This is a genomic window from Paraglaciecola sp. L1A13 (assembly GCF_009796745.1).
Taxonomy (GTDB): Bacteria; Pseudomonadota; Gammaproteobacteria; order Enterobacterales; family Alteromonadaceae; genus Paraglaciecola.
The window spans coordinates 1,461,770-1,486,328 of the sequence record NZ_CP047024.1 but is presented as its reverse complement, the minus strand read 5'-3'; the positions used below and the strand labels follow the sequence as shown (position 1 = coordinate 1,486,328).

The window sequence follows — 24,559 nt, the reverse complement described above, 5'->3', positions numbered from 1 at the left end:
ATTCGACTAGTTCATGGCCAAAGCGACGAGTACTTCGCGCTTACGCTCTCCCGAGTATGGGCGACGTCCGTGCATGCTCATATAATTATCGACTAAGGCTACATCACCGTCCTGCCATGGCAGATCAAAGGTGTAGTCTTTAGCCAAATCTGTGGCGAGTTGCAACCCTTCAACGGGTATTGCACTGCCATCTCCAAAGGTAATAGCGCTGGATGGATTTTCGCGTACGCCTTTCCAGCCCATAAATGCAGCAATCAGCTGGTTGTAGAACACTTCTTTGCCATTATCTAAGGTAACGACTGCCGGTAATACCGGCGTGGTAGCGCGCAAGCCTCCGTCTTCAGTCCATGACCAGCTATAACCCAACTCTTTTAATTTTGCTTCTGCAGCTTCGTGGCTTTCAACACTTAATGTGCTCTTCCAACTACGCCCCTGACCCGATGCAATATCATTTTCATTTGGCATGTGCGTGGTGTACTTCAAACCTTTATTAATAAAATCTTCGGCTAATTTAGGTTCGCGAGCTTTAAGTTCCCCGAAGAGTAAATCAGAGCGACACAAAGGTGTAGCACCGCCCTCGTCGGCAGCTGTTTTGCAAAAAAAGAACACTTTGCTAGGTGAGATAGGTGTTTGCGCCATTTCATGATGCAAAAATATCTCGACGTGTTTTGGTGCCTCATTGGCCGTAAATACACGCTCTGTAAAGTTAATACGCACCGCGTTGGATAACGACTCTTTGTAGGTAAAATTTGGGTAGCCAAACGCATTCGAAAACTCATCAAACGTTTCCGCCGAATTAAGCGGAAAACCACGGAATAAAATGGCCCCTGACTCTTTAAGTTCGACTTCCAAGGCAGCTTTATTGTGTTCTATCCAGGCGGCGCAATCATCCAACGTCTTTATTGAACCGTCGTTAAGTACTACCCGAGGAAAAACTGAATCACCGCTTTTTAGTTGATGCGGTACGTCAACATAATTAATCGCTTGTACTGGCATGATTACACCCTAATCGTAGATTGGATAAAAAGTATTAAATGCTTCTTCACAGAAATGGCCTGGGTCATTAAAGCGACGATTGCTATTAAGGGCATTGATATCGTCCATTTCTTGTTGCGAAAGTTCGAAATCAAAGATGGCTAAATTCTCGGCCAATCGCTCAGGACGAGACGTTTTAGGGATAATCGCATTGCCACGCTGTACACCCCAACGAAGCACGACTTGTGCTGGCGTTTTACCCAGACGCTGTGCAGCTGCTTTTACCACACTTTGCTCTAACACAGATTCAGCTGCACCTGCCATATCTAATTCAAGGTATGACAAGGCTCCAAGAGGCGAGAACGCAGTGACTTGAATATCATACTGATTGGCTAACTTCATCAGGCGTTCTTGGGTTAAATAAGGATGTGACTCAACTTGCAACATAGCGGGTTTAATTTTGGCATAAGCCATCAAATCGTTTAGCAAACCGGTATTGTAGTTACACACACCGATTTCTTTTGTTAAGCCTTTTTCAACGAGCGCTTCCATTGCATGCCACGTTTGATAAAGCGGCACTGGGGCTAATTCCATTTTGGGATTTTCAGCACCTGGGTCAGTGATCCACTCTGGTGGATAACGGTCATCAAAAGCGACAAACGGTTGAGCTATTGGGAAGTGGATCAAATAGAGATCTAAATAATCAAGTTGAAGATCCGCCAACGAACGCTCTATAGCTTGTTGTACATGCTCTTTTGCATGATAGGTATTCCATAGTTTTGATGTAATCCATAAGTCTTCACGAGCACAAATACCTTCATCTATGGCGCGCTTAATTCCTTGGCCAACTTGTACTTCGTTACCATAATCACATGCGCTATCAAGGTGGCGGTAGCCCGCTTTTATGGCCTCGTAAACGGCATCGGCACATATATCTTGTGAAATTTTCCAAAGGCCGAATCCGACTTTTGGCATTTTGCTCTGGCTAAGTGACATACAATCATTCCTACGGTAGATGAATTGGGAAAATAATTTCAATGTTATATCTTATATAAGACATAAGTTAAGGCACTGTGTGTTATTTGTCAAATAGTTGTGTGCGAGATAAACAGTCAATACCAATATAAATTCGTAAGCCATTAATTTAAAAGAATTTAGTATGCAAGCGATGAGGACATAAGTTGTAAATATAAGGTTAACAACAGCTTACTTATCGAAATGAACTTGCTCCTAAAGCGATGCAACTCACTACTGATTGAGAAGTTCTCGTAACTTTCGCTCGGCAGTCTGAGCGGGGGTTTCTTGTTGGTGAAAATCCGCGGCTCGAGTATCGCCGTCTTTATTATCCTCATCGGTTAAACTTGAAATAACCTGATTATTCGGTTGTTTTTCGACAGGCGCCTCGTCACCAAATAAGGCAGCCAATTGTGCTTTTGCCTGACGCTGCTTGTTCAACTTAGTATCATCAAAGGCTCTGCTGGATAACGCATAATACTCACAAAAGTTAGCCCGCTCTTTGTCTACTATGTATTCGGCACGCTCTTCATCGCATCCAGTGCGATTAGAAGCATCAAAATAGACGCACATTTTACAGGCGTGTATATCGCTTCGACACACACTACATTCTTCGCGGCGCGAAACTGGGGTAATAATTTTAGGTAGATGCGTCCCGCATTGCCAACAAATAGCCGAGGCCATGACGTTTATACCTCTATATCAATAAATTTAGGATCATCTGACTTTTCCTTCAGCAACGCTTTATCTTCTGTTGCTTGCTCTTTTGCCATCCGTTCTTCGTCTGAAGGTTTATCAAGGTGCTTTGCTTGGTTTTGACGCTGGCGTTTTTTCTCTCTTGGATCGTCTTTATCCGGATGGTAGGGCTCATCATCTTCATTTATTTTGCGCAGTGCGTCTTTTTTATCAATCTTTTTAACTTTAAGTTCATCGTGCGCTATGGGCTCTTTGCCTTCACGAGGTAGTATTGAAAACAATAGATCACTGGTCATCAGTCTCTCCCTTATAATGCAGTTAGTCGTCATATCTTGGCTATCGACTACATAAGCATTTTACCGCTTAGTCATTTATATGGATATCACTTAAGGTTAGATACTTAACTGGCTGACTGGTTCATTTTACCCGGTTCGCAACCTAAACTTCCAATCAGTGCAAGTATTTATTCCAACCTATGCCAAAATAGGCCAATTTGAATTAGGCTTTTTAGCAGTAACTTATTCCTGTTTAACTTTGCAACAATTTTGTGCGAAAAGTTAGAGATTTACTATTGCATTAAGCAAGCCAATTAGCTAATGTTTGCGCCCTCAGTCGAATCACGGCCCAAGAATTACAATGTTTATCTCAATTACGCCAGTAAATCATCACCATCATATAGCATAACCTTTCAGGTTGGTGCTGGAAGGTCTATTGATTCCTTCCTGTGGCGTAACGATTAGCAAGCCCTCGGAAGGAAACTTCCGGGGGTTTTTCATTTAAGGCATTGAAAAAAATTATAGTTCATGAGCATCGGCGAGATGACTTAACGCAAATGACAATAGGACGAGCAACTTATGAGTGACAGCAACAGATTACGTATCGCAATTCAAAAATCAGGTCGCTTAAGCGACGACAGTATTGCGTTATTAAAAGCCATTGGCGTTAAACTGCAAATTCGTGACCGCTTATTAATTGCTCACGCAACTAACCTCCCTATCGACCTATTGCGCGTGCGCGATGATGACATTCCAGGTTTAGTTATGGACGGCGTTGTTGATTTAGGCTTTATCGGTGAAAACGAATTAGAAGAAAAAATGCTTGAACGTCAAGCATCTGGCAAGAAATTCGAATTTAAAACCCTGCGCCGCTTAGACTACGGTGGGTGCCGTTTGTCTATCGCTGTACCGAACGAATTTAACTACCAAGGTGTGCAGTCTCTTGAAGGCAAAAAGGTGGCCACCACCTACCCTTTCCTACTAGAGCGTTTCTTTAAAGAAAACAATGTCAATGCGACAGCTGTGATGCTAACAGGTTCGGTTGAAGTTGCTCCTCGCGCGGGTGTGGCAGATGCCATATGTGATTTGGTATCAACTGGTGCCACCCTTGAAGCGAATGGCCTGCAAGAAGAAGAAGAAATCTTTCAATCAAAAGCAGTATTGATTCAACGCGCGGGCGAATTACCAGAAGCCAAAGCGCAACTCGTGAGCCGCTTCTTGCCGCGCATCGATGGTGTCATGCAAGCAAAAGAAAGCAAATACATCATGTTGCATGCGCCTAAAACGTATCTTGAACAAGTAAAAAGTTTATTGCCGGGTTCTGGCAACCCAACAGTATTGCCCCTTGCTGGCAGTGATGAAACGGTTGCAGTACACGTGGTTAGCTCGGAAACATTATTTTGGGAAACCATGGAAAAACTTAAGGCCCTAGGTTGTAGCTCAATTTTAGTGATGCCAATCGAAAAAATGATGGGTTAACTGCTAGGCGTAAAAACCCAGCTCAGTTTCAATACAAGTAGCAATATATAATATTGGTCAGTGAGACGAACGAAAATGCAAACATGGTCGAGCCTTAATCAAGGTCAACAAAAGGCATTGCTAAGCCGCCCAGCAATGGCGGACAACAACGCACTCAGTAACACAGTCGCTGAGATCATTCAGCTGGTTGCCGACAACGGTGATAACGCATTACGTGAATTAACAGCACGTTTTGACGGTGTTGAGCTTGGTGAGCTTTCCTTGGCAACAAGTGAACTTGCTAACGCACAACATGACATCAGCGAAGAAGTAAAAGCTGCAATTGATATGGCTTACGCCAATATTCATGCTTTTCATAGTGCGCAGAAGCCCACAGATGTAAAAGTTGAAACTGCGCCTGGCGTCATGTGTGAGTTGAGGCACGCCCCTTTAGCGTCTGTGGGTTTGTATATTCCAGGTGGCAGTGCGCCGCTTATCTCTACTGTATTAATGTTAGGGGTTACGGCTAAAGTGGCCGGTTGCCCTCGAAAAGTACTGTGCACTCCGCCCAATAAGCAAGGTGGCATACCGGCGGAAATTCGCTATGCAGCCAGCTTATGTGGCATCGATGAAATCTATTTAGTCGGTGGCGCACAAGCCATTGCCGCGCTTGCTCTTGGTACTGACACAATAGCTAAAGTGGACAAAATTTTTGGTCCGGGCAATAGCTTTGTTACTGAAGCTAAACAACAAGTGAGTCGCATTCCAGCGGGTCCTGCTATTGATATGCCTGCAGGCCCTTCAGAAGTGTTAGTGATAGCTGATGGTCGAGCTAACCCAGTGTTTGTTGCATCGGACTTACTTTCACAAGCGGAACACGGTGCTGACTCGCAAGCTATTTTAGTTAGCGACAGCCAAGCGCTTATTCAAGCGACCGAGCTAGAGGTCGAACGCCAATTAGCCACATTGAGTCGTCAAGAGACTGCGCGTAAAGCCATGTCCCACAGCCGTTATATTCTAACTGACTCATTAGATAGCGCTATTGACGTGAGTAATCAGTACGCGCCAGAACATTTAATCATTCAAGTTGAACAAGCTCGCGCGTGTTTGCCTAAGTTGCGTAACGCAGGCTCTATTTTTGTAGGGCAGTGGTCACCAGAATCAGCAGGGGATTATGCCTCCGGTACTAATCACGTGTTACCCACTTATGGTTACGCCCGCAATTATTCAAGCTTGGGGCTCGCTGACTTTATTCGTCGTTATACAGTGCAGGAACTCAGCGCCACAGGTTTACAAAATATTGGCAACGCCATTATGGATTTAGCACAAGCCGAAGGCCTAGACGCCCACAGACAAGCTGTAGCATTGCGTCTTGAAGCACTTAACTCAGTATCTGGAGACACCGGTGAGTAATTTAGTCACATTACTTTTAAATGAAAACATCAAAGGGTTAAAACCCTATGAATCTGCTCGTCGGCTGTTTTCCGGAGCAGGTAACAACCAGCAAATATGGTTAAATGCTAACGAATCACCGTTTGCTAATCCTTACGATATCGATGCCCAGCGCTTTAATCGCTATCCCGATTGCCAACCCCCAGTAGTAATTAACGCTTATGCACAATATGCAGGGATTGAAACTGACCAGTTACTTGTTAGTCGCGGGGCAGATGAAGGGATTGAGTTACTGATCCGCGCATTTTGTACCCCAGGTAAAGACAGTGTGTTGATATGCCCACCAACTTACGGCATGTACGCGATTAGCGCAGAAACCTGCGATGTGGCAATTGAACGCGCGCCATTAAAAGCGGATTTTTCACTGGATGTGCAAGCCATAAAAGCCTTCAAAGGCAAAGTGAACTTGGTGTTTATTTGCTCACCCAATAATCCAACTGGTACCTCCGTTGACAAAGCCCAATTACGGGACGTAATCGAACACTTTGCCGATAGCGCTATTGTGGTCATCGACGAGGCGTATATCGAGTTTGACCGTGAGAACAGTTGGGCCGACGAACTCAATAACTATCCAAATATTGCCATTTTGCGTACTTTATCTAAAGCCTTCGCTTTAGCTGGTTTGCGCTGCGGCTTTACTCTTGCTCAAGCACCAATTATTCAAGCTTTAATGAAGGTTATTGCGCCTTATCCTATTCCAGAGCCGGTAGCGCAAATTGCAGCTCAAGCTTTGAGCCAAAATGGGTTAACGACGCTTGAACAACAAGTGCGCGTCATAAACCAAGAAAAAACTCAGTTAAAACGCGCCATTGATGATTATGCTGAAGTAGAATTAGTCGGTGACGATAAAGCCAACTTTATTTTATTTCGTACCGCTAACAAATCAGCATTAATGGCGCACCTTGTTACACGCGGCATTTTAATACGAGATCAATCAAAACAACTCAATTTGGATAACTGCTTGCGCATCACTGTGGGAACCCCAGAGCAGAATAAACAATTGCTGAGCGAAATCAGTCATTTTTTCACTAACCAATCATCTACGCAGGAGGCCTAACGTGAGCCTAAATCAGCAAGCCATTTTATTTATCGACCGTGATGGTACCCTTGTCGAAGAACCGCCTATTGATAAGCAACTAGATACCTTAGCTAAATTGGTTTTCGAACCTATGGTCATGCCGGTACTCGCGCAACTACAAAACGCCGGCTTTCGCTTGGTTATGGTGTCAAATCAAGATGGTTTAGGTACGGACAGCTTCCCTCAAGAAGATTTCGATTTACCCCACGATAAAATGATGGATATTTTCGCCACCCAAGGCATCGTTTTTGACGATGTATTGATTTGCCCGCATTTTCCAGAAGATGACTGCAGCTGCCGCAAACCTAAATTGGGTTTGGTTAAAGACTATTTGCAACAAGGCAAAATAGATTTCACTCGCTCATTTGTGATTGGCGATCGTGAAACTGATATTCAACTTGCCGAAAACATGGGCATAGTAGGTATTCGTTATGACCGTGCAGCTAAGGACTGGCCAGCTATCGCTAAGCAACTGCTAGCTTCGAGCCGAATCGCTGAAGTCGTGCGCAAAACATCTGAAACCAATATATACGTTAAAGTAGATTTAGACTCTACGGCCAAGTCTACTATTGAAACCGGTATAGGTTTCTTTGATCATATGCTTGATCAAATCGCTACCCACGGCGGATTTGAACTTAATCTACGAGTAGACGGTGATTTACATATTGACGACCACCACAGTGTTGAAGACACCGCGCTGGCGCTAGGTGAAGCGCTGAAAAAAGCCTTAGGTGATAAACGAGGCATCGGCCGCTTCGGTTTTGCACTACCGATGGATGAATGTCGAGCTGAGTGTATTTTGGATATATCTAACCGTCCGCACCTTAAATTCGAAGCAGAATTTAGCCGTGACGCAGTAGGTGAAATGGCCACCGAAATGGTGCCGCATTTCTTTTACTCTATTGCTCAAGCGATGGGCTTGTCTTTGCATTTATCAACCTCTGAGGGCAACGCCCATCATCAAGTTGAAAGCTTATTTAAAGTGTTTGGCCGAGCATTACGCCAAGCAATACAGAAAAACGGCGAAGCCCTTCCCAGCAGTAAAGGAACTCTCTAGTGAGCACATCAGCACCTTTAGTGAATAGCAAACAGAATATCGTTATTGTTAACACAGGCTGTGCCAATATCTCATCGGTCAAATTTGCCGTGGAGCGCTTAGGGGTAAAAGTCGATGTGTCTGATGATATTCAGATTATTCAAAAAGCCGATAAGGTATTTTTACCCGGTGTTGGCAGTGCTAATGCCGCCATGGCGAGTATCGAGGTGAAACAGCTTAAATCCTGTATTCAAGGACTGACCCAGCCCGTTTTGGGTATTTGCTTGGGCATGCAGTTGATGGTTGAGCGCTCTGAAGAAAGTTTAGCCAATAGCACCCCGTGTTTAGGGCTTATTCCCGGAGAAGTGAAACGCATGCAAGTGGGTGATTTACGTCTACCCCATATGGGCTGGAATACGGTAATCCCAGTTGAGCAAAACACCTTGTTTAAAGGCATAGATATTGGCAGCTATTTTTACTTTGTGCACAGTTTTGCCGTTGCTTTGGGTGAGTATACCCTTGCTCAAACAGACTACGGAATGCCCTTTTCAGCTGCGCTACACAAAGATAATTTCTTTGGTGTGCAATTTCACCCCGAGCGCTCCAGTGACGCTGGCGCTGCGCTACTTAAAAACTTTATCGAGTTATAAACAATATTATGATTATACCTGCAATAGATTTGATTGAAGGCTCAGTGGTTCGACTTTATCAAGGTGACTACGAGCAGAAAACCCAGTATGAGCTTGACCCAATTGATGTGGTAAATAGTTATGCGGACCAAGGTGCTAAGTGGCTACACATAGTCGACTTAACCGGTGCAAAAGATACCAACAAGCGTCAACTTAAATTAATTGGTGATATGGTCGCCACTGGGCGTATGCAATTTCAAGCTGGCGGCGGTATTCGTAGCGAACATGACGTGGCGCAATTACTAGAATTAGGCGTTAAGCGAGTTGTCATTGGTTCGTTAGCGGTTAAAGAGCCTGAGTTGGTCAAAGGTTGGGTAACTAAATACGGCAGTGAGTCTATTGTATTGGCCCTTGATATCAATATTGATGAGCAAGGCAATAAATTTATTGCTACCCACGGCTGGCAAGAAAATTCAGGCGTCTCGTTAGAGGACCTATTAAACGATTTTCTATCCGTGGGTGCCAAACATGTATTATGCACTGACATTAGTCGTGACGGCACATTACAGGGTGCGAATCATCAGCTATACAGTGAAATGACGGCGAAATTTCCGACCATTCAATGGCAAGCATCAGGTGGCATTGGCAACCTAGATGATATCACGGCTCTAAAACCCACTCATGTTAGCGGTGTCATTTTAGGCCGTGCGTTGCTTGAGGGTAAGTTCACCGTTGAGCAGGCTATAAAGTGCTGGCAAAGTGAATAAATAAACAGCAGTGCGTATTGCTGGTGTTACGCTAACAAGACACGAATCCTAACAATAGATTGGGCTGAAGTGATTGCACTGTTCGCAAGCTTATTAAATAATTGGATTACTGAAGAATCAGGCGATATAAACAGCTTATGGATATATGGTCGATGCATCCTTAATTTAATTGCAAACCATGATCCCACGAATTAGGAAATAATGATGGCAGTATTTGGTACGGTTTTCATGCCTGAAATGGCAATGGCAACGTTTGAAAACAATCAGTGGAGCGAAGCAAAAACAGTTTCAGCACAAAGCATAAGCCTGCATCCAGGTGCTCATGTTCTACATTACTCCAGTACCTGTTTTGAAGGTTTAAAAGCATTCAAACACGAAGATGGCAGTGTGCACGTCTTTCGCATGGACCAGAACATTAAACGCTTTGCACAAAGTGCCCGCTTTCTATCTTTGCCTGAAGTCAACGAAGAGCAAGTGGCAAAAATGATCATGGATATTGTTGCCCAATACGCTGATGACGTCCCTTTACCGCCAGGCTCAATGTATATTCGTCCGACTCATATTGGTACTGAAGCTTCAATTGGTAAAGCTGCTGCGCCATCATTGACATCTATGTTATACGTGATGTTATCGCCAGTGGGTGACTACTTCACCGGTGGTGCTAAAGCTCTGCGCCTGCTGTTGGACGAAACCGGAATGCGTTGTGCGCCGCATATGGGCATGATAAAAAGCGGTGGTAACTACGCCAGTGCACTAGGTCCTATTTCTAAAGCTCGTGTTGATTACAACGCTGACCAAATCTTGTTCTGCCCTAATGGTGATGTACAAGAAACAGGCGCGGCAAACTTCTTACTAATAGATGGTAATGAAATCATCACTAAAGGCCTTGATTCGTCCTTTTTACACGGCGTAACGCGCAACACAATATTGACTCTGGCTGCCGATTTAGGCATGACAATCAGTGAGCGAGATATAACGGTAACTGAACTACTCGAACGCGCCGCTAAACCAGGCGTCGAAGCAGCGTTATCCGGTACAGCTGCGGTACTGACCCCTGTCGGCACATTTATATACAATGACAAAGAGTACGCAGTAGGCAACGGTGAAGCCGGCCCTACGACCGCTAAATTGCGCCAAGCCCTGAATGATATTCAGTGGGGCAAATCACCCGATGTACATGGATGGTTAAAGCGCGTTAAGTAATCTTCCTCAAGGCATCTGCTTATTTAAGTAGATGCCACTAATTCGCAAAAAATTAAAATGAAAAAGGTTTTATATGCTCGCTAGGCGCATTATCCCCTGTTTAGACGTTCGTGACGGTCTTGTGGTAAAAGGCGTTAAATTTCGCAACCACGAAATCATCGGCGAAATCGTTCCTCTGGCTGAGCTATATGCGCAACAAGGGGCCGATGAACTGGTCTTTTATGATATTACGGCCTCAAGTGACCAACGCGTTGTAGACAAAAGTTGGGTCACGCGTATCGCTCAGGTGATTGATATTCCGTTTTGCGTCGCTGGCGGTATTAAGTCAGTAGAAGATGCTGGTCGAATACTGGAAATGGGAGCCGATAAAATATCCATTAACTCCCCCGCCCTAGCCAACCCAGCACTTATTCGTGAACTGCATAATACGTTTGGGCAACAGTGCGTGGTAGTGGGCATTGATAGCTTCTTCAATGAAGAAACAGGACAATATCAAGTTCATCAGTACACTGGCGATGAAAGTCGCACGCAAATTACCCACTGGCAAACAGGTGATTGGGTAAAAGAAGTACAGCAGTACGGTGCAGGCGAAATAGTATTAAATTGCATGAATCAAGATGGCGTGCGCCAAGGCTATGATATAACCCAATTGGCCACTATTCGTAAAAGTTGTGGCGTACCTTTGATTGCCTCTGGCGGTGCGGGTGAAAAAGTGCATTTTAAAGATGTATTTGAGCAAGCTGACGTTGATGGTGCACTTGCCGCATCTGTTTTTCACAAGGGTATTATTCCTATTCCGGAATTAAAAGCCTATCTGAGAGAGCAACAAGTCGCTATACGAGACTAACCTGTCACGCGCAAGGATGCCGCTTAGGGCCTATCCAACCCATTCGGCGCTGAACACTTACACGATATGAATACGAGATAAACATGATCATCAATAAACAAAACATCGAACAATTGGCTTGGCAGAAAATGGACAACCTACTACCGTGTATCGTACAAGATGCCAACACAGGTAAAGTCCTAATGCAGGGTTACATGAATAGTGAAGCGGTTAGTCACACTCTTGAAACAGGCCATGTAACCTTTTTTAGCCGCTCTAAAGAGCGCTTATGGACTAAGGGAGAAACATCTGGCCATACTCTTGATTTGGTTGAACTTAGTGCTGATTGTGATCAAGACGCTATTTTAGCTTTGGCTCATCCCAATGGCCCGACCTGTCATAACGGTACAGAAACCTGTTGGGCTGACGCCAAAACGCCCGCAGTAAGCTTTATTGCTGAATTAGAACAAGTCATTGCGTCGCGCAAAGGTGCATCTCCAGAGTCTAGCTACACAGCCCACCTTTATAGCGAAGGTATTAAACGAATTGCCCAAAAAGTGGGTGAAGAAGGCGTTGAAACGGCATTAGCTGCAACCGTTAGAGATTTGCATGAATTAAAAAATGAGTCGGCAGATTTGCTTTATCACTTGTTAGTGTTATTGCAGGCCAGTGACTTATCACTCAGTGACGTAATTGAAGTACTGCAGGCGCGCCACGCGAAATAAAGTCATAATTTATATTGCTTAGCAGTTTGCATAAACTGGCTGCTAAGCTTGTCTTTTACCCTAACTGATATTTGTATACTATTTTCATCCCCACGTTAGGGCGCCTAATGACGTCTTTTGTCGAAAGAGAATCTGGATTGCGTTATATACCAACCCGTTGCTGTCTTACTGAAAAACCAAACCATTCTAATTTTTAACAGTAAAGTTTCGTAAATTCGCCATATTAATTCAATAATACGAAGGATATAGTAAACGTTATCTATCACTGGTTTCATCTATATGTTCAAAAATAATACCCAAGGCTATGGCTGGCTAAGCATCGTTTTTCACTGGACAAGTGCCGTTATTATTATCGGGATGTTTACCGTAGGTTGGTGGATGGTCGACTTAGACTATTACAGTCCTTGGTATACAGATGCGCCTCACTATCATAAGAGCGTTGGCCTGCTGCTTATCGCATTAACCCTTGTGCGCTTACTGTGGAAATTATCCCAACCATCGCCCCAAGCTCAGGGGAAAAAATGGGAAAAAAAGAGTGCTAAAATCACCCATGTTTTTTTATACTTACTGATATTCTCTTTGTTCGTCAGCGGTTATTTAATTTCCACCGCAGACGACCGAGGCATAGATGTATTTAACTGGTTTAGCTTAGGCTCCCTTGGGCGACTTTTTGCTGATCAAGAAGATTTTTCCGGTATGGTTCATGAATATGTCGCATACGTCCTCATTGCATTAGCCAGTGTTCACGGCCTCGCAGCTCTTAAACATCATTTTATTGATAACGACAATACCTTGGTAAGGATGCTTACCATAAAACAACAAAAGGAACAGAAATGAGAAAGTCACTTTTAGCGTTCGGTTTGCTCGCTTTGCTATCAAGCAAAGCATTTTCCGCCGATTACTTGATCGATACATCAGGCGCTCATGCTTCGATTAACTTTAAAATTCAACATTTAGGTTATTCATGGTTAACGGGTCGCTTTAATACCTTCGATGGTAAATTCAGTTATGACCCTGCCAAACCCGAAGCTTCTATTATAAATATTAATATTAATACAGACAGTATTGACTCAAATCACGCCGAGCGTGATAAGCACCTACGGGGTGAAGACTTTCTATACGTAAAAAAATATCCTGAGGCAAAGTTTGTTAGCACCAAAGTAGAAAACCTAGGTGGAGAGCGCTTGAAAATATTTGGCGATTTATCACTGCATGGTATTACCAAGCCGGTCATTATCATGGCAGAAAAAATTGGTGAAGGTAAAGATCCATGGGGCGGTTATCGTGCAGGTTTTTCAGGCACAACCCGAATTGCTATGGCTGATTACGGCATAATGACTAATTTAGGACCTGCGTCTACCCATGTTGAACTTATGTTAAACATTGAGGGTGTAAAACAATAGACCGCTAAATTCCCATTGGATAGAAGCCCACTTATGCGTGGGCTTTTTTATATCAACATTTAATTAAAAATAAATCTATTAAAATCATAACGTTAAATTTAAAATATAATTTATTTTCACGTTTTCAATTGAAAAATAAAAAGACAATCCCACATAGTATTAGTCGTCGCCGAAAGGGTCGACACAAATTCAAAGGATAAGAATTTGGCAGGCAACTGCAAAACCCTAAGGGTTACGCGAGAAACGCGTTACAAATAACGTCGCCGCTAGTCGGGACACTTTAATCTCATATTGCTTTATAAAGAGGATATGCAAAATGCGTAATATCGATCTATCTCCACTATACCGTTCATTCATTGGTTTTGACCACTTGGCTTCAATGATTGACTCTGCATCTCGTAACGAAAAACAATCTAGCTACCCTCCCTACAACATTGAGTTGATAGCCGAAGATAAATATCGCATCACTATGGCCGTTGCGGGTTTCGCAGAAAGCGAAGTCTCTATTGAGGTTCAGGAAAACACCTTAAAAGTCACTGGCAATAAAGCTGGCTCAGACGAAGAGCGAAAATTCATTCACAAAGGTATTTCCGAGCGTAATTTTGAACGCAAATTCCAACTAGGCGACCACGTTAACGTGCTTAATGCCAAAATGGAAAATGGTCTGCTTCACGTCAATTTGGAACGTGTGGTACCAGAAGCCAAAAAACCACGCACAATACAAATCGGTAGCAGCACAGAAAAATTGATTGAAGACGCTAACAAACCGTCGTAATTCATCCCTTTCATTTTAATGTGTGATCCCTGTGAATAAAAACGGCGCCTAGTGAGCGCCGTTTTTTTATATCTAAAATTATTATAAAACAAATTCAAGATCCGCTCTGGATACGAAAATTAATACAAGAACAAAATATTCTGCACTGACAGACCGATAAGCGCTGCAAACGTTAACATCATTCCCGAAACGCGCTGCCAGCTAACGCCTGAGTGATGCTTTAAACCGTAAGCATGGACAATTCGGCCAATCACTAGTGCCGCACCAGTAACGTGTAACACTGCCTCATGGGCTGAATTAATCTCGGCGACTAACATTAGAATTAGTATCAGTGGGACATATTCGGCAAAATTACCATGTGCTCGAATAACACCCAGGAAATGCGGGTTTTCACCGTGTCCTAAGCTAATTTTTTCTGAACGTCGGGATTTGATCACTAAAATTGAGAGATACATAAACGTAATCCCTAAGAGCCCACCATAGAAAGCGGTAATTGGCGTATGTAACATGGTGCATTGGTTCCTGTATTAAAAAACATATAGCTGATTATAGGCATAAAAAAACCCACTTTTCAGTGGGTTTTTCATTATTCAATTAAATACCGAGCATTAGTCAAGTAAAGATGACAACTGCTCGCTTACTACGTCAACCGCTTGGGTGCCGTCAATTTTATGATATTGACAATGACCAGCCTTGGACTCTGTTTGATAATAATCGACCAGAGGTTTAGTTTGCTCATGGTAAACACTTAAGCGATGACGAACGGTGTCTTCCTGATCATCGGCGCGGATAACCAAATCTTCACCTGTTTCATCGTCCTTTCCGTCATTCTTAGGCGGATTGTATTGTAAGTGATAGACGCGACCTGAAGCTGGGTGAACACGACGTCCGGCCATGCGCTCAACAATCACTTCATCAGGTACATCAAATTCAATCACATGATCGATTTTGATAGCCGCTTCTTTCATCGCGTCAGCTTGAGGGATAGTGCGTGGAAAACCATCCAGCAAAAAACCACCATTGCAATCATCTTGCGTAATGCGTTCTTTTACCAAACCAATGATTAACTCATCAGAAACCAGTTTTCCTTCATCCATAACGCGCTTTGCGGCGTTACCTAACTCGGTGCCAGCTTTAATTGCTGCTCTGAGCATATCGCCTGTTGAAATCTGCGGAATGCCGTATTTACCCATTAAATATTGAGCTTGAGTGCCTTTACCAGCACCAGGTGCACCAAGAAGAATAATACGCATATTCTTTCCCCTCGCCTTTAGTTTAAAGTTAAAAAAATCTGTGCCGAACTTTACACATTCGGCCTTTTAGTTACAAGCCATATAAGACGTATGTCTTAGGCCGTAGCTGTAAACTTGTATTAATATGTAATATACACAAAAAATGGGCTTAAGAGCCCATTTTTTACCGTTATATTGAATAGTTTAGCGCTATTTGGCCAAATTCATTAGTAAGGTGTTTAAATTGTGCACAAAGGCTGCTGGGTCTTTTAAGCTACCTTGTTCTGACAACGCAGCTTGGTCAAACAAGACTTCTGCCCACTGTCCAAAGCGCTCTTCATCTTGAACCTCAGCAAGCATTTTCACTAAATCATGCTCTGGGTTTAATTCAAAATGATACTGAGCCTCAGGCACAGGTTGACCTGCAGCTTGCATCAACTTAATCATCTGTGTAGTCATGCCATTACCGTCTGCCACGATACACGCTGGAGAGTCAGTCAATCTATGGGTGAATTTAACTTCAGCTACTTTATCGCCCAGCACTTTCTTAACGCGCTCGGTCAATCCTTCAACCTTTTTCTCAGCGTCTTCTTGAGCTTTTTTGCTGTCTTCGTCGTCTAATTCACCTAAGTCGAGTTCACCATGCGTAACTGACTGGAATGATTTTTCATCAAATTCAGTTAAATGTGACATTAACCACTCGTCCACGCGGTCAGACATTAGTAATACTTCAATGCCTTTTTTACGGAAGATTTCTAAATGAGGACTAGACTTCGCCGCTTTGTAGCTATCAGCAGTGATGTAATAAATTTTGTCCTGACCTTCCTTCATGCGGCTTACATAGTCAGCCAAAGAAGTAGTTTGGGCGTCACTGTCACCTTCTGTCGATGCAAAACGCAATAAGCCAGCAATTTTCTCTTTGTTAGCGGAATCTTCAGCAGGGCCCTCTTTTAAGACGTTGCCAAATTCAGTCCAAAAACCTTGATATTTTTCACTGTCATTTTTTGCCACACGCTCAAGCATTTGCAATACACGCTTAGTACAACCCTGGCGAATAGCCTGAGTGACTTTATTGTCCTGCAATATTTCACGGGAAACGTTCAGCGGTAAATCGTTTGAATCCAGCAATCCTTTAACAAAACGTAAATAAGTCGGCATAAACTGCTCGGCGTCGTCCATAATGAAAACGCGCTGAACGTAAAGCTTCAAACCGTGTTTTTGATCGCGATTCCACATATCAAACGGTGCTTTAGCCGGAATATATAGCAAGCTATTGTATTCGGTCTTACCTTCCACTTTATTGTGAGACCAAACAAGAGGATCACTAAAGTCATGAGATATATGTTTGTAGAATTCTTTATATTCTTCGTCTGTCACTTCAGACTTATCACGCGTCCAAAGCGCAGTGGCTTTGTTCACCGCTTCCCATTTACCTGGTTCAGCGGGCGTTTTTTCACCGTCAGGACCTTCGCTTTCAGGGACTTCTTCTTTATACATCATGACTGGAATGTTTATATGGTCAGAGTATTTACTTACGATTGAGCGTAAACGCCAATCATCAGCGAATTCTTTCTCATCATCACGCAGGAACAGAGTAATTTCAGTACCACGTTCAGCTTTCTCGATATCAGCGACGGTAAACTCACCCTCACCTTCAGATGTCCACTCAACGCCTTTACTTGCGTCGTCGCCAGCAGCACGTGACCGCACAACCACTTTTTGAGCGACAATAAATGCCGAGTAAAAACCAACCCCAAATTGACCGATAAGCTGAGAATCTTTCGCTTGATCGCCAGAGAGGTTATTGAAGAATTCAGAGGTTCCTGATTTTGCAATTGTACCTAGATGTTCGATGACACTGGCACGATCCATACCGATACCATTATCAATAATCGTTATAGAGCCAGCCTCTTTGTCTATGCTTAACTTAACGCATAAATCGCCGTCACCTTCGTACAAGCTGTCATTCGACAATGCTTTGAAACGTAGTTTGTCGGCTGCATCAGCAGCGTTAGAAATAAGTTCACGAAGAAATATTTCTTTATTTGAATAAAGTGAATGGATCATCAACTGAAGTAACTGTTTTACTTCTGTTTGAAAGCCATGAGTTTCTTGATGGGCAACGTCAGCCATGGACAAGTATCTCCTAAGTTAGTGGTTTCTGTTTGTGAGTAAGGAGATAAGGTCGCTTACATGCATTTCAATACATAACGCGAAAAAATTGTAACTATTAATCAGATATTTCACGGCCTAAGAGTTAGGCCGTGATATGAAGCGGGATGTTTTGTGAACTAGGACAGACTTCTGCGACCCACAAACGCATGGGTTAGGGTATTACCATCAACAAACTCGAGCTCACCGCCTACGGGCATTCCATGAGCTAAACGTGTCGCCTGAATATCTCGCGCACTACACATTTGTCCAATGTAATGCGCTGTCGCTTCACCTTCAACAGTCGGGTTGGTCGCCAATATAACTTCAGTTAGGTCTTTTTGATCAAGTAAATCAGCAAGTTCGTCTAACCCTATTTCGCTCGGCCCAATGCCATCAATAGGTGATAAATGCCCCATCAAAACAAAATAAAGCCCTTTGAACTCAGCGGTTTGCTCAATTGCTACAACGTCTTGTGGAGACTCAACTATACACAAGGTGCCAGCGGCGCTGCGCGTTGGGTGCGCACAAATCTCACACAACTCGCTTTCAGTAAAAGTACGGCATTGCTTACAATGGCCAATGTGCTCCATAGCATTATGCAGCACTTGGCTTAACTGCATAGCACCGGCCCTATTTCGCTCCAATAAATGAAACGCCATACGTTGCGCACTTTTCGGACCTACGCCCGGCAAAATCTTAAACGCATTAATCAGTTCTAAAATAAGAGGGCTAAGTTTCATCTATACAACCTTAATCGGATCGCGAACAACACAAGTCAATCGATTAACTAGAATGGCATTTTGAAGCCAGGGGGCATAGCCATGCCGCCGGTTACATCGGCCATTTGCTCTTTTGTTGTCTCTTGGACGCGACGTACCGCATCATTCATCGCGGCAGCAACTAAGTCTTCGATCATTTCTTTATCGTCTTCCATCAAACTGTCGTCGATGTCGACGCGGCGCACATTGTGATTGCACGTCATGGTAACTTTTACCAAACCTGCACCCGATTCACCTGTGACTTCCATCTTGGCTAATTCTTCTTGTTTCTTTTGCATGCGCTCTTGCATCTGTTGCGCTTGCTTCATTACGTTACCCATGCCGCCTTTAAACATATTATTTCTCTCTTGAATTTTGAAATTAAAATCTATCGTGCTTTGATTGAATCCATTAGCACTTGAGCGCTGAACATGTCTTTAAACATACAAATAGCATCATCTGTTTCTACTATTTGTTTTGCATATTCGAATCTCACTCTATTAATACTTTGCTGCAGTGCGAAAGGTGTATTGACAGCCTCCCCTACTTTTACTTCTAGGGTTATTTGTTGCTGTAATACATCACTCAGTGCTTGCTGTAATTGATCCCTAGCAGAAGCCGTATTTAAATGCTCCTTACTTTGAACAAGGTTAAGCACCACGGTGTTACCCTCTCGCGAAAATTCGGAATGCAAGGCAAGTTGTTTTGTTAATGCCGCGACTTGCATCTGCGTGATAAGCGCACTCCATTTGTCTAATTGAGGCGCTATGGTCACTTTTTCGCCTGATGCTAAAAAGGCAGGTACAACATAATTAACTTCACACTCTAAATCTTGTGCTAGATGAGCAGTGGGGTCGAAAACCACATTTTCAATGTCTTCTTCAGTGCCAGATATAACCTCCTGCTCATCAACACTGACGTTAATTTCATCAAGGGCTATTTCATCGGTCGCCCATGGCGGGGGTTCGTCAACCACAAAGTGGCTATCCTCAAAACCAGCAAGGGTTTCATCATTCTCAGAGGATGGTATATCTTGGTTTGCAATATTTGTTGTAGAGGAATCACTCAATGCTTCACTTTGCACTTGTGCTCTTGGTACTGCACCTTGCATGGGTTCGATACCGGGTCCGCTGCCGCCAGGCAAAAATTGACTGGCATCATAACCGCCTTCAGACTTTTTTACTGAAGGGGCATTCTCCACTTCCTCAGCAGCGGCTTGCGCTAATTTTCGGCGCAACGCTAACAAGCTTTCAGTTGATTGACTTTGAGGTTCGGGTGCGTTTTGGGTATCAGTTGGTGTACTGTTGGTCGCAGGCCTTTGATGCGCACTTAACGCTTCGTCATCATAATGTTGATGGGTATTTTGAGGCTGAATAAAATGTTCAGCTTCTTGCATAATGCCGTGTTGCTGAGCTTCTAACTCTTGCATTTGCGCTGCATGATACTGATCATCATCAAAACGATGACTTGTGGTGTTATTTGCTTCGGGTTCAATTAATTGAGTTCTTTCAGAATGCGTATCATTCATTAGCTCTTGTTTTTGAAACGCACTGTTTTGTGTTTCGTCAGTATCTGTATTTTCAATCGAGCTAACACTTTCCCCACCACTAACCTCGGAAACGGTTTGCTCTGGTAATTGAGTAACCTCAGGCGAAGATAAGGACACATCAGATGCTGGGATGTGAGCGAGAGGAGAATCAGGGATATCCGCAGTAGCCTCGGATTGAATGATTGCCGGACTAGGAGTCATAGCAATAAGCTCGTCAATACTAGTATCGACCTGCACCGGACTAAACGCCAACATACGCAATAATGTCATCTCAAGTCCCGTTTTTGCATCCGCAGCAAACGGTAGATCACGCTTACCTTGCAAGGCAATCTGGTAGAGTAACTGTATATGTTCTGGTACCGATTTTTTAGCTAGTTGATAAATCGCTCGGGCTGAAATCGTTTCGAGTTTACAGGCGTCAGGTACAAACTGAGTCAGGGCTATTTGATGTAACAAACTCATTAGTTCGTTTAATACTTGGCTGTAGTCTGCGGCTTGCTCAGACATCAACTCAACAAGCTCAAACACCATCTCGTTTTGCTTATTCAGTACCGCATTCAGTAACTTAAGTACCTGAGTCTTGTCCATTAACCCGAGCATATCGGTCACAATACTTAGGCTTACGTTACCATTGCCTTGGGCGATGGCTTGGTCAGACAAGCTCAATGCATCGCGCATACTGCCTTGGGCTGCTCGTGCTAGCTGCGCCAACGCTTCAGGCTCATTAGCAATGTGCTCTTGAGCAAAAACATGCTGCAATTGCAGGCCAATTTGCGCTCTTGATAAAGCCTTGAGGTTAAACTGCAAACAGCGAGACAAAATAGTTATAGGGAGCTTTTGCGGATCAGTCGTCGCTAATAAGAATTTTACGTGCGGCGGTGGCTCTTCCAAAGTTTTAAGTAGAGCGTTAAAGCTGTGTTTGGACAACATGTGCACTTCATCTATCAGATAAACTTTGTAACGGCCACGTGTCGGCCGATACTGCACGTTATCTAATAGCTCACGGGTGTCTTCCACTTTCGTGCGCGAGGCTGCATCGATCTCTAAGAGATCAACAAAGTTACCTTGCTCTATCTCAATGCACGTTGAACATTGACCACAGGGTTTGGAACCTATGCCCAATTCGCAATTAAGACTTTTAGAAAAGATACGCGCGATAGTCGTTTTGCCGACCCCTCGTGTACCCGTAAATAAATAAGCATGGTGTAAACGATCATTATCAAGTGCATTTGAAATTGCCGCGACAACATGCTCCTGACCGACTAATTCACTAAAATTATTGGGTCGCCATTTACGCGCTAGAACTTGATAGCTCATGTTATTAATTTACTCGCCTTCGAACTCACATAGTGAGTGACTTTGAACGCCAATTTCTTTCAGCTTAGTTTCACCACCCAAATCTGGGAGTGAAATAACAAATCCTGCGTGTTCAACTATACCGCCAAGACGTCTAATTAGTTTAGCCGTCGCAATCATAGTTCCACCAGTGGCAAGTAAGTCATCTAACATTAAGACTTTCTCGCCTGGTTTCACAGCATCTTCATGTATCTCTAAGCAATCTGTGCCGTACTCCAGCTCATAACTTTCGCTAATCACTTTACGCGGTAATTTATTCGGTTTACGTACCGGAATAAAACCAATTCCAAGTTCGATCGCCAGCGGCGCTCCAAACAAAAAGCCTCGGGCTTCTGTTCCAGCCACTTTGTCGAACTTGTAAGGCGCAAATTCTTTGACCAAAAGTTCGATACTAGTGGTATACGCTTTGTGATCTTCAAGTATTGACGTCACATCACGAAATAAAATCCCAGGCTTGGGATAATCAGGTACGGTTTTAATAACCGACTTTATATAAGCAGCGGGCACAGCTTTCCCCGTTGTAATTGATAATTAAAAAACGACGGTTAAAGAAACACTATCCAACCTACAATGACATGCATAAGAGGCAGTGCCAATAAGGTCAAAAGCCCTGCGGCTAAATAAGTGAAATTGAACGGATCTTGTGAGCCATTATTATCTTGCATTGGAAACCCCATTCGTCGCTAGTTAACTAATATGAATTCAGCCGTAAATGGTAATTCAAAGTAGATAAAATTGATAGCCTATTTACTCGCTAATCGAGTAAGGGACAAGTATCTCTTGTGCGATCATTTGTTCAACTATTTGTTTGACGCCTTGAATAACTTGCGCAGCATCAAGTTGCGGTAAACTCTCAATCATCACAGTGTTAAGTGAATCGATGGAAAGTTGCTCATTATTTTCTATCGTTAATAACAAATGCGCCGTCATAGCAGTAATGAGAGTAAAGTCGACTTTGTCGTTACTATCTCGATGAATGACCAAATAAACTGCTTCGCTAGGCTCCGTAGGCTGAAAGTCTTGACTAATCTGATGAACCGGATATTGATAACTCACCACACTTGCAAGTTGTGACAGTTGCACATTGCTAACGTTTTCTGATGTATCCCATCTCTGAGTCTGCTTTCGAATTGAAACGGCCAATTCCATCCATTCATAATGAGCGAGTTCTTTCATAAAGATGGGATCGTGCGCTTGTAATTCGTATTCATTACTTAAATATTCTACGAACTCTTTACTTATATCGGTGAAATACGGAGAGCGGCACTCATGAGTTGCGAAGAATTGGCGTGCTAGAGAGTTCCACTGTGTCTCGTTATATAAACTTTCTAATACTGGGAAACCAGAGCTCAAAAAACCTTTAATATTATTAAAAAATAAATCACGATAGATATCCATACGTCGAGATTCAACCGGATGCTTAAAAGGCTTATTATCTGGGTCTTTAATATGCTCGATAAATTCTAACTGAGTCTTTTGGAAATCGTACATTTAAGCATGATCCTTAATATTGACCGAAACTGAATGTTTTTTCTGCAATTGACGGATTTTGTCAACTTCAAGTAGCAGCTCTTTGATCGGTGGAATATTGAAGTCACGTTCTAATAAGGTTGGGAAAACGCCATGAATTTCATATGCTTTTTCAAGTAAATCCCAAACTGGCTGGATAATATCTGCACCGTGAGTATCGACCTTCAGATCATCGGCTTCATCAAAGTGTCCGGCAATGTGACCATATTGGATACGAGATGTGGGCATAGATGCCAGAAAGTCCTCTGCATCATAGCCATGATTAATTGAATTAACATAAATGTTATTTACATCAAGCAGCATCTTGCAATTGGATTCTTCTAGTACCGCTAATGTAAAATCGCGCTCGCTCATTTTCGCATTGGGCGCTGCATAGTATGATACGTTTTCTAGAATAAGCGGCCTTTCAATAATATCTTGTACCATTTTCACTCGTTCAACTACGTATTTTACAGCTTCTTCGTCAAACGGAATCGGCATAAGATCATAAAGGTGTCCCTTGCCAGAGCAATAACTTAAATGTTCGCTATAATGTTCAATTTGGTGCGTATCTAAAAAGGCTTTAACATCTTTTACAAAGTTAATATCAAGCGGATCTGGGCCTCCAATTGAGAGTGATAGTCCGTGAGTAACAAATTGCCTAGTATCGGTAAAACGACTGAGTTGCTTCTGGTAACTCCCTCCTAACGGGATCCAGTTCTCAGGTGCGACTTCCCAGAAATCAACTGCACTTGGAATATCATCGATTAATTCGCTGATCATTTCACGTCGTAACCCTAAACCCACTCCTGCAAAATGTTTATTTCGCATAACTCACCTCATACTACTTTAACTTTGTCATAAATTTACGGGGCATAAAAAGTAAAGGCCAGCAAAGCTGGCCTTTATTCAAAAATTCTATTTAAGAATTAAGCTTGGCCACCACACTTACCTTCGCCACACTTGCCTTCTTTAGCGGCTTTCTCGACTTTATCGCCACCACATTTACCTTCGCCGCACTTACCTTCTTTAGCGGCTTTTTCAACTTTATCGCCACCGCATTTGCCTTCGCCGCACTTGCCTTCTTTAGCTGCTTTTTCAACTTTATCACCACCGCATTTGCCTTCGCCGCACTTGCCTTCTTTGGTCATTTTAGCCGCTTTATCGCCACCACATTTACCTTCGCCGCACTTGCCTTCTTTGGTCATTTTAGCCGCTTTATCGCCACCACATTTACCTTCGCCGCACTTGCCTTCTTTGGTCATTTTAGCCGCTTTATCGCCACCGCATTTACCTTCGCCACACTTGCCTTCTGCAACATCTTGCATATAGCCAGACTCTAGTGTTTGCATACCGAAAGGCGCTGCATTTGCTTGGAAGCTGATTGAAGCCAATGAGCCAAGTACAACTGCACCAATTGCTGTAGCGATAGTAGTTTGTTTAATCTGTTTCATATTGGACACCTTTAAGTAATTTTTGGATTGTTAATGTTGTTCACGAAAGTATAGACCTAGGCAGGTTAACGAATATTTCACTCTCGCTAAATTATTTGCATGAGAGGCACAACTCCCTAAGGTTAAATTAATCACCTGTCCAGTGTAGACCATGAACTATGCTGTACAAGTAATTTAGGTTCATTCACAACAAACAAGCAGTAATACAGGTAGTTACATATATAAATAACTATTT

26 protein-coding genes and 1 other annotated feature are annotated in these 24,559 nt (G+C 43.2%); of the genes, 12 read left to right on the top strand and 14 right to left on the bottom strand.

Features of this window, described 5'->3' with window-relative positions:
* Window positions 1–6: 6 nt before the first annotated feature.
* The 4 genes from GQR89_RS06190 to GQR89_RS06175 all read right to left on the bottom strand — a co-directional run bounded on the left by GQR89_RS06190 (window position 7) and on the right by GQR89_RS06175 (window position 2,981).
* A complete protein-coding gene (locus GQR89_RS06190; protein WP_158769249.1) occupies window positions 7–996 on the bottom strand; it encodes a TauD/TfdA family dioxygenase in 990 nt (329 codons plus the stop codon).
* Window positions 997–1,005: 9 nt separating this feature from the next.
* On the bottom strand, window positions 1,006–1,971 hold the full coding sequence (locus GQR89_RS06185) for an aldo/keto reductase (protein WP_158769248.1): 966 nt from the start codon (window positions 1,969–1,971) through the stop codon (window positions 1,006–1,008).
* Window positions 1,972–2,223: 252 nt separating this feature from the next.
* Complete coding sequence (locus GQR89_RS06180) at window positions 2,224–2,673, bottom strand: hypothetical protein (RefSeq protein ID WP_158769247.1); 450 nt, start codon at window positions 2,671–2,673, stop codon at window positions 2,224–2,226.
* Between the two features lie 5 nt (window positions 2,674–2,678).
* Window positions 2,679–2,981, bottom strand: coding sequence for a hypothetical protein (locus tag GQR89_RS06175; RefSeq protein ID WP_158769246.1), 303 nt, complete (start codon window positions 2,979–2,981; stop codon window positions 2,679–2,681).
* A gap of 363 nt (window positions 2,982–3,344) precedes the next feature.
* Window positions 3,345–3,458, top strand: a sequence feature (His leader region).
* Window positions 3,459–3,539: 81 nt separating this feature from the next.
* Here GQR89_RS06175 and hisG point away from each other — a divergent pair.
* The 12 genes from hisG to GQR89_RS06115 all read left to right on the top strand — a co-directional run bounded on the left by hisG (window position 3,540) and on the right by GQR89_RS06115 (window position 14,312).
* Window positions 3,540–4,439, top strand: coding sequence for an ATP phosphoribosyltransferase (gene hisG / locus GQR89_RS06170; protein ID WP_158769245.1), 900 nt, complete (start codon window positions 3,540–3,542; stop codon window positions 4,437–4,439).
* Between the two features lie 75 nt (window positions 4,440–4,514).
* Window positions 4,515–5,831: a histidinol dehydrogenase gene (gene hisD / locus GQR89_RS06165; protein WP_158769244.1), complete on the top strand. Its 1,317-nt coding sequence runs from the start codon at window positions 4,515–4,517 to the stop codon at window positions 5,829–5,831.
* On the top strand, window positions 5,824–6,927 hold the full coding sequence (gene hisC, locus GQR89_RS06160; protein ID WP_233269094.1) for a histidinol-phosphate transaminase: 1,104 nt from the start codon (window positions 5,824–5,826) through the stop codon (window positions 6,925–6,927). Before hisD ends, hisC begins: the two co-directional genes overlap by 8 nt.
* Window position 6,928: 1 nt before the next feature.
* Window positions 6,929–8,005: a bifunctional histidinol-phosphatase/imidazoleglycerol-phosphate dehydratase HisB gene (gene hisB / locus GQR89_RS06155; protein WP_158769243.1), complete on the top strand. Its 1,077-nt coding sequence runs from the start codon at window positions 6,929–6,931 to the stop codon at window positions 8,003–8,005.
* On the top strand, window positions 8,005–8,634 hold the full coding sequence (gene hisH / locus GQR89_RS06150) for an imidazole glycerol phosphate synthase subunit HisH (protein ID WP_158769242.1): 630 nt from the start codon (window positions 8,005–8,007) through the stop codon (window positions 8,632–8,634). The genes hisB and hisH overlap by 1 nt, the downstream gene beginning before the upstream one ends.
* Window positions 8,635–8,642: 8 nt before the next feature.
* On the top strand, window positions 8,643–9,380 hold the full coding sequence (gene hisA, locus GQR89_RS06145) for a 1-(5-phosphoribosyl)-5-[(5-phosphoribosylamino)methylideneamino]imidazole-4-carboxamide isomerase (protein WP_158769241.1): 738 nt from the start codon (window positions 8,643–8,645) through the stop codon (window positions 9,378–9,380).
* Window positions 9,381–9,584: 204 nt separating this feature from the next.
* Window positions 9,585–10,583: a branched-chain amino acid aminotransferase gene (locus tag GQR89_RS06140; RefSeq protein WP_158772152.1), complete on the top strand. Its 999-nt coding sequence runs from the start codon at window positions 9,585–9,587 to the stop codon at window positions 10,581–10,583.
* A gap of 73 nt (window positions 10,584–10,656) precedes the next feature.
* Window positions 10,657–11,430, top strand: coding sequence for an imidazole glycerol phosphate synthase subunit HisF (gene hisF, locus GQR89_RS06135; protein WP_158769240.1), 774 nt, complete (start codon window positions 10,657–10,659; stop codon window positions 11,428–11,430).
* An 83-nt stretch (window positions 11,431–11,513) separates the two neighbouring features.
* Entirely contained in the window at window positions 11,514–12,134 is a 621-nt protein-coding gene (hisIE, locus tag GQR89_RS06130; RefSeq protein WP_158769239.1) for a bifunctional phosphoribosyl-AMP cyclohydrolase/phosphoribosyl-ATP diphosphatase HisIE, read from the top strand.
* A gap of 279 nt (window positions 12,135–12,413) precedes the next feature.
* Window positions 12,414–12,971: a cytochrome b gene (locus GQR89_RS06125; protein ID WP_158769238.1), complete on the top strand. Its 558-nt coding sequence runs from the start codon at window positions 12,414–12,416 to the stop codon at window positions 12,969–12,971.
* Window positions 12,968–13,537: a YceI family protein gene (locus tag GQR89_RS06120; RefSeq protein WP_158769237.1), complete on the top strand. Its 570-nt coding sequence runs from the start codon at window positions 12,968–12,970 to the stop codon at window positions 13,535–13,537. The genes GQR89_RS06125 and GQR89_RS06120 overlap by 4 nt, the downstream gene beginning before the upstream one ends.
* A 316-nt stretch (window positions 13,538–13,853) precedes the next feature.
* Window positions 13,854–14,312 carry an Hsp20 family protein gene (locus tag GQR89_RS06115; RefSeq protein WP_158769236.1) on the top strand — a complete coding sequence of 153 codons (459 nt, stop codon included), beginning with the start codon at window positions 13,854–13,856 and terminating at the stop codon, window positions 14,310–14,312.
* A gap of 119 nt (window positions 14,313–14,431) precedes the next feature.
* Here the strand turns inward: GQR89_RS06115 and GQR89_RS06110 are convergent, their stop codons facing one another.
* The 10 genes from GQR89_RS06110 to GQR89_RS06065 all read right to left on the bottom strand — a co-directional run bounded on the left by GQR89_RS06110 (window position 14,432) and on the right by GQR89_RS06065 (window position 24,324).
* On the bottom strand, window positions 14,432–14,821 hold the full coding sequence (locus GQR89_RS06110; RefSeq protein WP_158769235.1) for an MAPEG family protein: 390 nt from the start codon (window positions 14,819–14,821) through the stop codon (window positions 14,432–14,434).
* Between the two features lie 99 nt (window positions 14,822–14,920).
* Complete coding sequence (adk, locus tag GQR89_RS06105) at window positions 14,921–15,565, bottom strand: adenylate kinase (RefSeq protein WP_158769234.1); 645 nt, start codon at window positions 15,563–15,565, stop codon at window positions 14,921–14,923.
* Between the two features lie 189 nt (window positions 15,566–15,754).
* Window positions 15,755–17,677, bottom strand: a complete 1,923-nt coding sequence (gene htpG / locus GQR89_RS06100; protein WP_158769233.1) for a molecular chaperone HtpG — start codon at window positions 17,675–17,677, stop codon at window positions 15,755–15,757.
* Window positions 17,678–17,835: 158 nt separating this feature from the next.
* Window positions 17,836–18,438: a recombination mediator RecR gene (gene recR, locus GQR89_RS06095; RefSeq protein ID WP_158769232.1), complete on the bottom strand. Its 603-nt coding sequence runs from the start codon at window positions 18,436–18,438 to the stop codon at window positions 17,836–17,838.
* A 47-nt stretch (window positions 18,439–18,485) separates the two neighbouring features.
* A complete protein-coding gene (locus tag GQR89_RS06090) occupies window positions 18,486–18,812 on the bottom strand; it encodes a YbaB/EbfC family nucleoid-associated protein (RefSeq protein WP_007103472.1) in 327 nt (108 codons plus the stop codon).
* A 32-nt stretch (window positions 18,813–18,844) separates the two neighbouring features.
* The gene (dnaX, locus tag GQR89_RS06085) at window positions 18,845–21,322 is read right to left on the bottom strand and encodes a DNA polymerase III subunit gamma/tau (protein WP_158769231.1); all 2,478 of its coding nucleotides are present in this window, start codon (window positions 21,320–21,322) and stop codon (window positions 18,845–18,847) included.
* Window positions 21,323–21,331: 9 nt separating this feature from the next.
* Complete coding sequence (apt, locus tag GQR89_RS06080) at window positions 21,332–21,868, bottom strand: adenine phosphoribosyltransferase (protein ID WP_158769230.1); 537 nt, start codon at window positions 21,866–21,868, stop codon at window positions 21,332–21,334.
* A gap of 240 nt (window positions 21,869–22,108) precedes the next feature.
* Window positions 22,109–22,852, bottom strand: a complete 744-nt coding sequence (locus GQR89_RS06075) for a DUF2063 domain-containing protein (RefSeq protein ID WP_158769229.1) — start codon at window positions 22,850–22,852, stop codon at window positions 22,109–22,111.
* Entirely contained in the window at window positions 22,853–23,701 is an 849-nt protein-coding gene (locus GQR89_RS06070; protein WP_158769228.1) for a DUF692 domain-containing protein, read from the bottom strand. It lies immediately after the preceding gene.
* Between the two features lie 98 nt (window positions 23,702–23,799).
* A complete protein-coding gene (locus GQR89_RS06065) occupies window positions 23,800–24,324 on the bottom strand; it encodes a hypothetical protein (protein ID WP_158769227.1) in 525 nt (174 codons plus the stop codon).
* Between the last annotated feature and the right edge of the window lie 235 nt (window positions 24,325–24,559).

Excerpts from the sequence above, each read along its gene's own strand:
- GQR89_RS06190 (WP_158769249.1), bottom strand. The coding sequence starts at position 996 with ATGCCAGTACAAGCGATTAATTATGTTGACGTACCGCATCAACTAAAA.
- GQR89_RS06185 (WP_158769248.1), bottom strand. The coding sequence starts at position 1,971 with ATGTCACTTAGCCAGAGCAAAATGCCAAAAGTCGGATTCGGCCTTTGG.
- GQR89_RS06180 (WP_158769247.1), bottom strand. The coding sequence starts at position 2,673 with ATGGCCTCGGCTATTTGTTGGCAATGCGGGACGCATCTACCTAAAATT.
- GQR89_RS06175 (WP_158769246.1), bottom strand. The coding sequence starts at position 2,981 with ATGACCAGTGATCTATTGTTTTCAATACTACCTCGTGAAGGCAAAGAG.
- hisG (WP_158769245.1), top strand. The coding sequence starts at position 3,540 with ATGAGTGACAGCAACAGATTACGTATCGCAATTCAAAAATCAGGTCGC.
- hisD (WP_158769244.1), top strand. The coding sequence starts at position 4,515 with ATGCAAACATGGTCGAGCCTTAATCAAGGTCAACAAAAGGCATTGCTA.
- hisA (WP_158769241.1), top strand. The coding sequence starts at position 8,643 with ATGATTATACCTGCAATAGATTTGATTGAAGGCTCAGTGGTTCGACTT.
- GQR89_RS06140 (WP_158772152.1), top strand. The coding sequence starts at position 9,585 with ATGGCAGTATTTGGTACGGTTTTCATGCCTGAAATGGCAATGGCAACG.
- hisF (WP_158769240.1), top strand. The coding sequence starts at position 10,657 with ATGCTCGCTAGGCGCATTATCCCCTGTTTAGACGTTCGTGACGGTCTT.
- hisIE (WP_158769239.1), top strand. The coding sequence starts at position 11,514 with ATGATCATCAATAAACAAAACATCGAACAATTGGCTTGGCAGAAAATG.
- GQR89_RS06125 (WP_158769238.1), top strand. The coding sequence starts at position 12,414 with ATGTTCAAAAATAATACCCAAGGCTATGGCTGGCTAAGCATCGTTTTT.
- GQR89_RS06120 (WP_158769237.1), top strand. The coding sequence starts at position 12,968 with ATGAGAAAGTCACTTTTAGCGTTCGGTTTGCTCGCTTTGCTATCAAGC.
- GQR89_RS06115 (WP_158769236.1), top strand. The coding sequence starts at position 13,854 with ATGCGTAATATCGATCTATCTCCACTATACCGTTCATTCATTGGTTTT.
- GQR89_RS06110 (WP_158769235.1), bottom strand. The coding sequence starts at position 14,821 with ATGTTACATACGCCAATTACCGCTTTCTATGGTGGGCTCTTAGGGATT.
- adk (WP_158769234.1), bottom strand. The coding sequence starts at position 15,565 with ATGCGTATTATTCTTCTTGGTGCACCTGGTGCTGGTAAAGGCACTCAA.
- htpG (WP_158769233.1), bottom strand. The coding sequence starts at position 17,677 with ATGGCTGACGTTGCCCATCAAGAAACTCATGGCTTTCAAACAGAAGTA.
- recR (WP_158769232.1), bottom strand. The coding sequence starts at position 18,438 with ATGAAACTTAGCCCTCTTATTTTAGAACTGATTAATGCGTTTAAGATT.
- GQR89_RS06090 (WP_007103472.1), bottom strand. The coding sequence starts at position 18,812 with ATGTTTAAAGGCGGCATGGGTAACGTAATGAAGCAAGCGCAACAGATG.
- dnaX (WP_158769231.1), bottom strand. The coding sequence starts at position 21,322 with ATGAGCTATCAAGTTCTAGCGCGTAAATGGCGACCCAATAATTTTAGT.
- GQR89_RS06075 (WP_158769229.1), bottom strand. The coding sequence starts at position 22,852 with ATGTACGATTTCCAAAAGACTCAGTTAGAATTTATCGAGCATATTAAA.
- GQR89_RS06070 (WP_158769228.1), bottom strand. The coding sequence starts at position 23,701 with ATGCGAAATAAACATTTTGCAGGAGTGGGTTTAGGGTTACGACGTGAA.
- GQR89_RS06065 (WP_158769227.1), bottom strand. The coding sequence starts at position 24,324 with ATGAAACAGATTAAACAAACTACTATCGCTACAGCAATTGGTGCAGTT.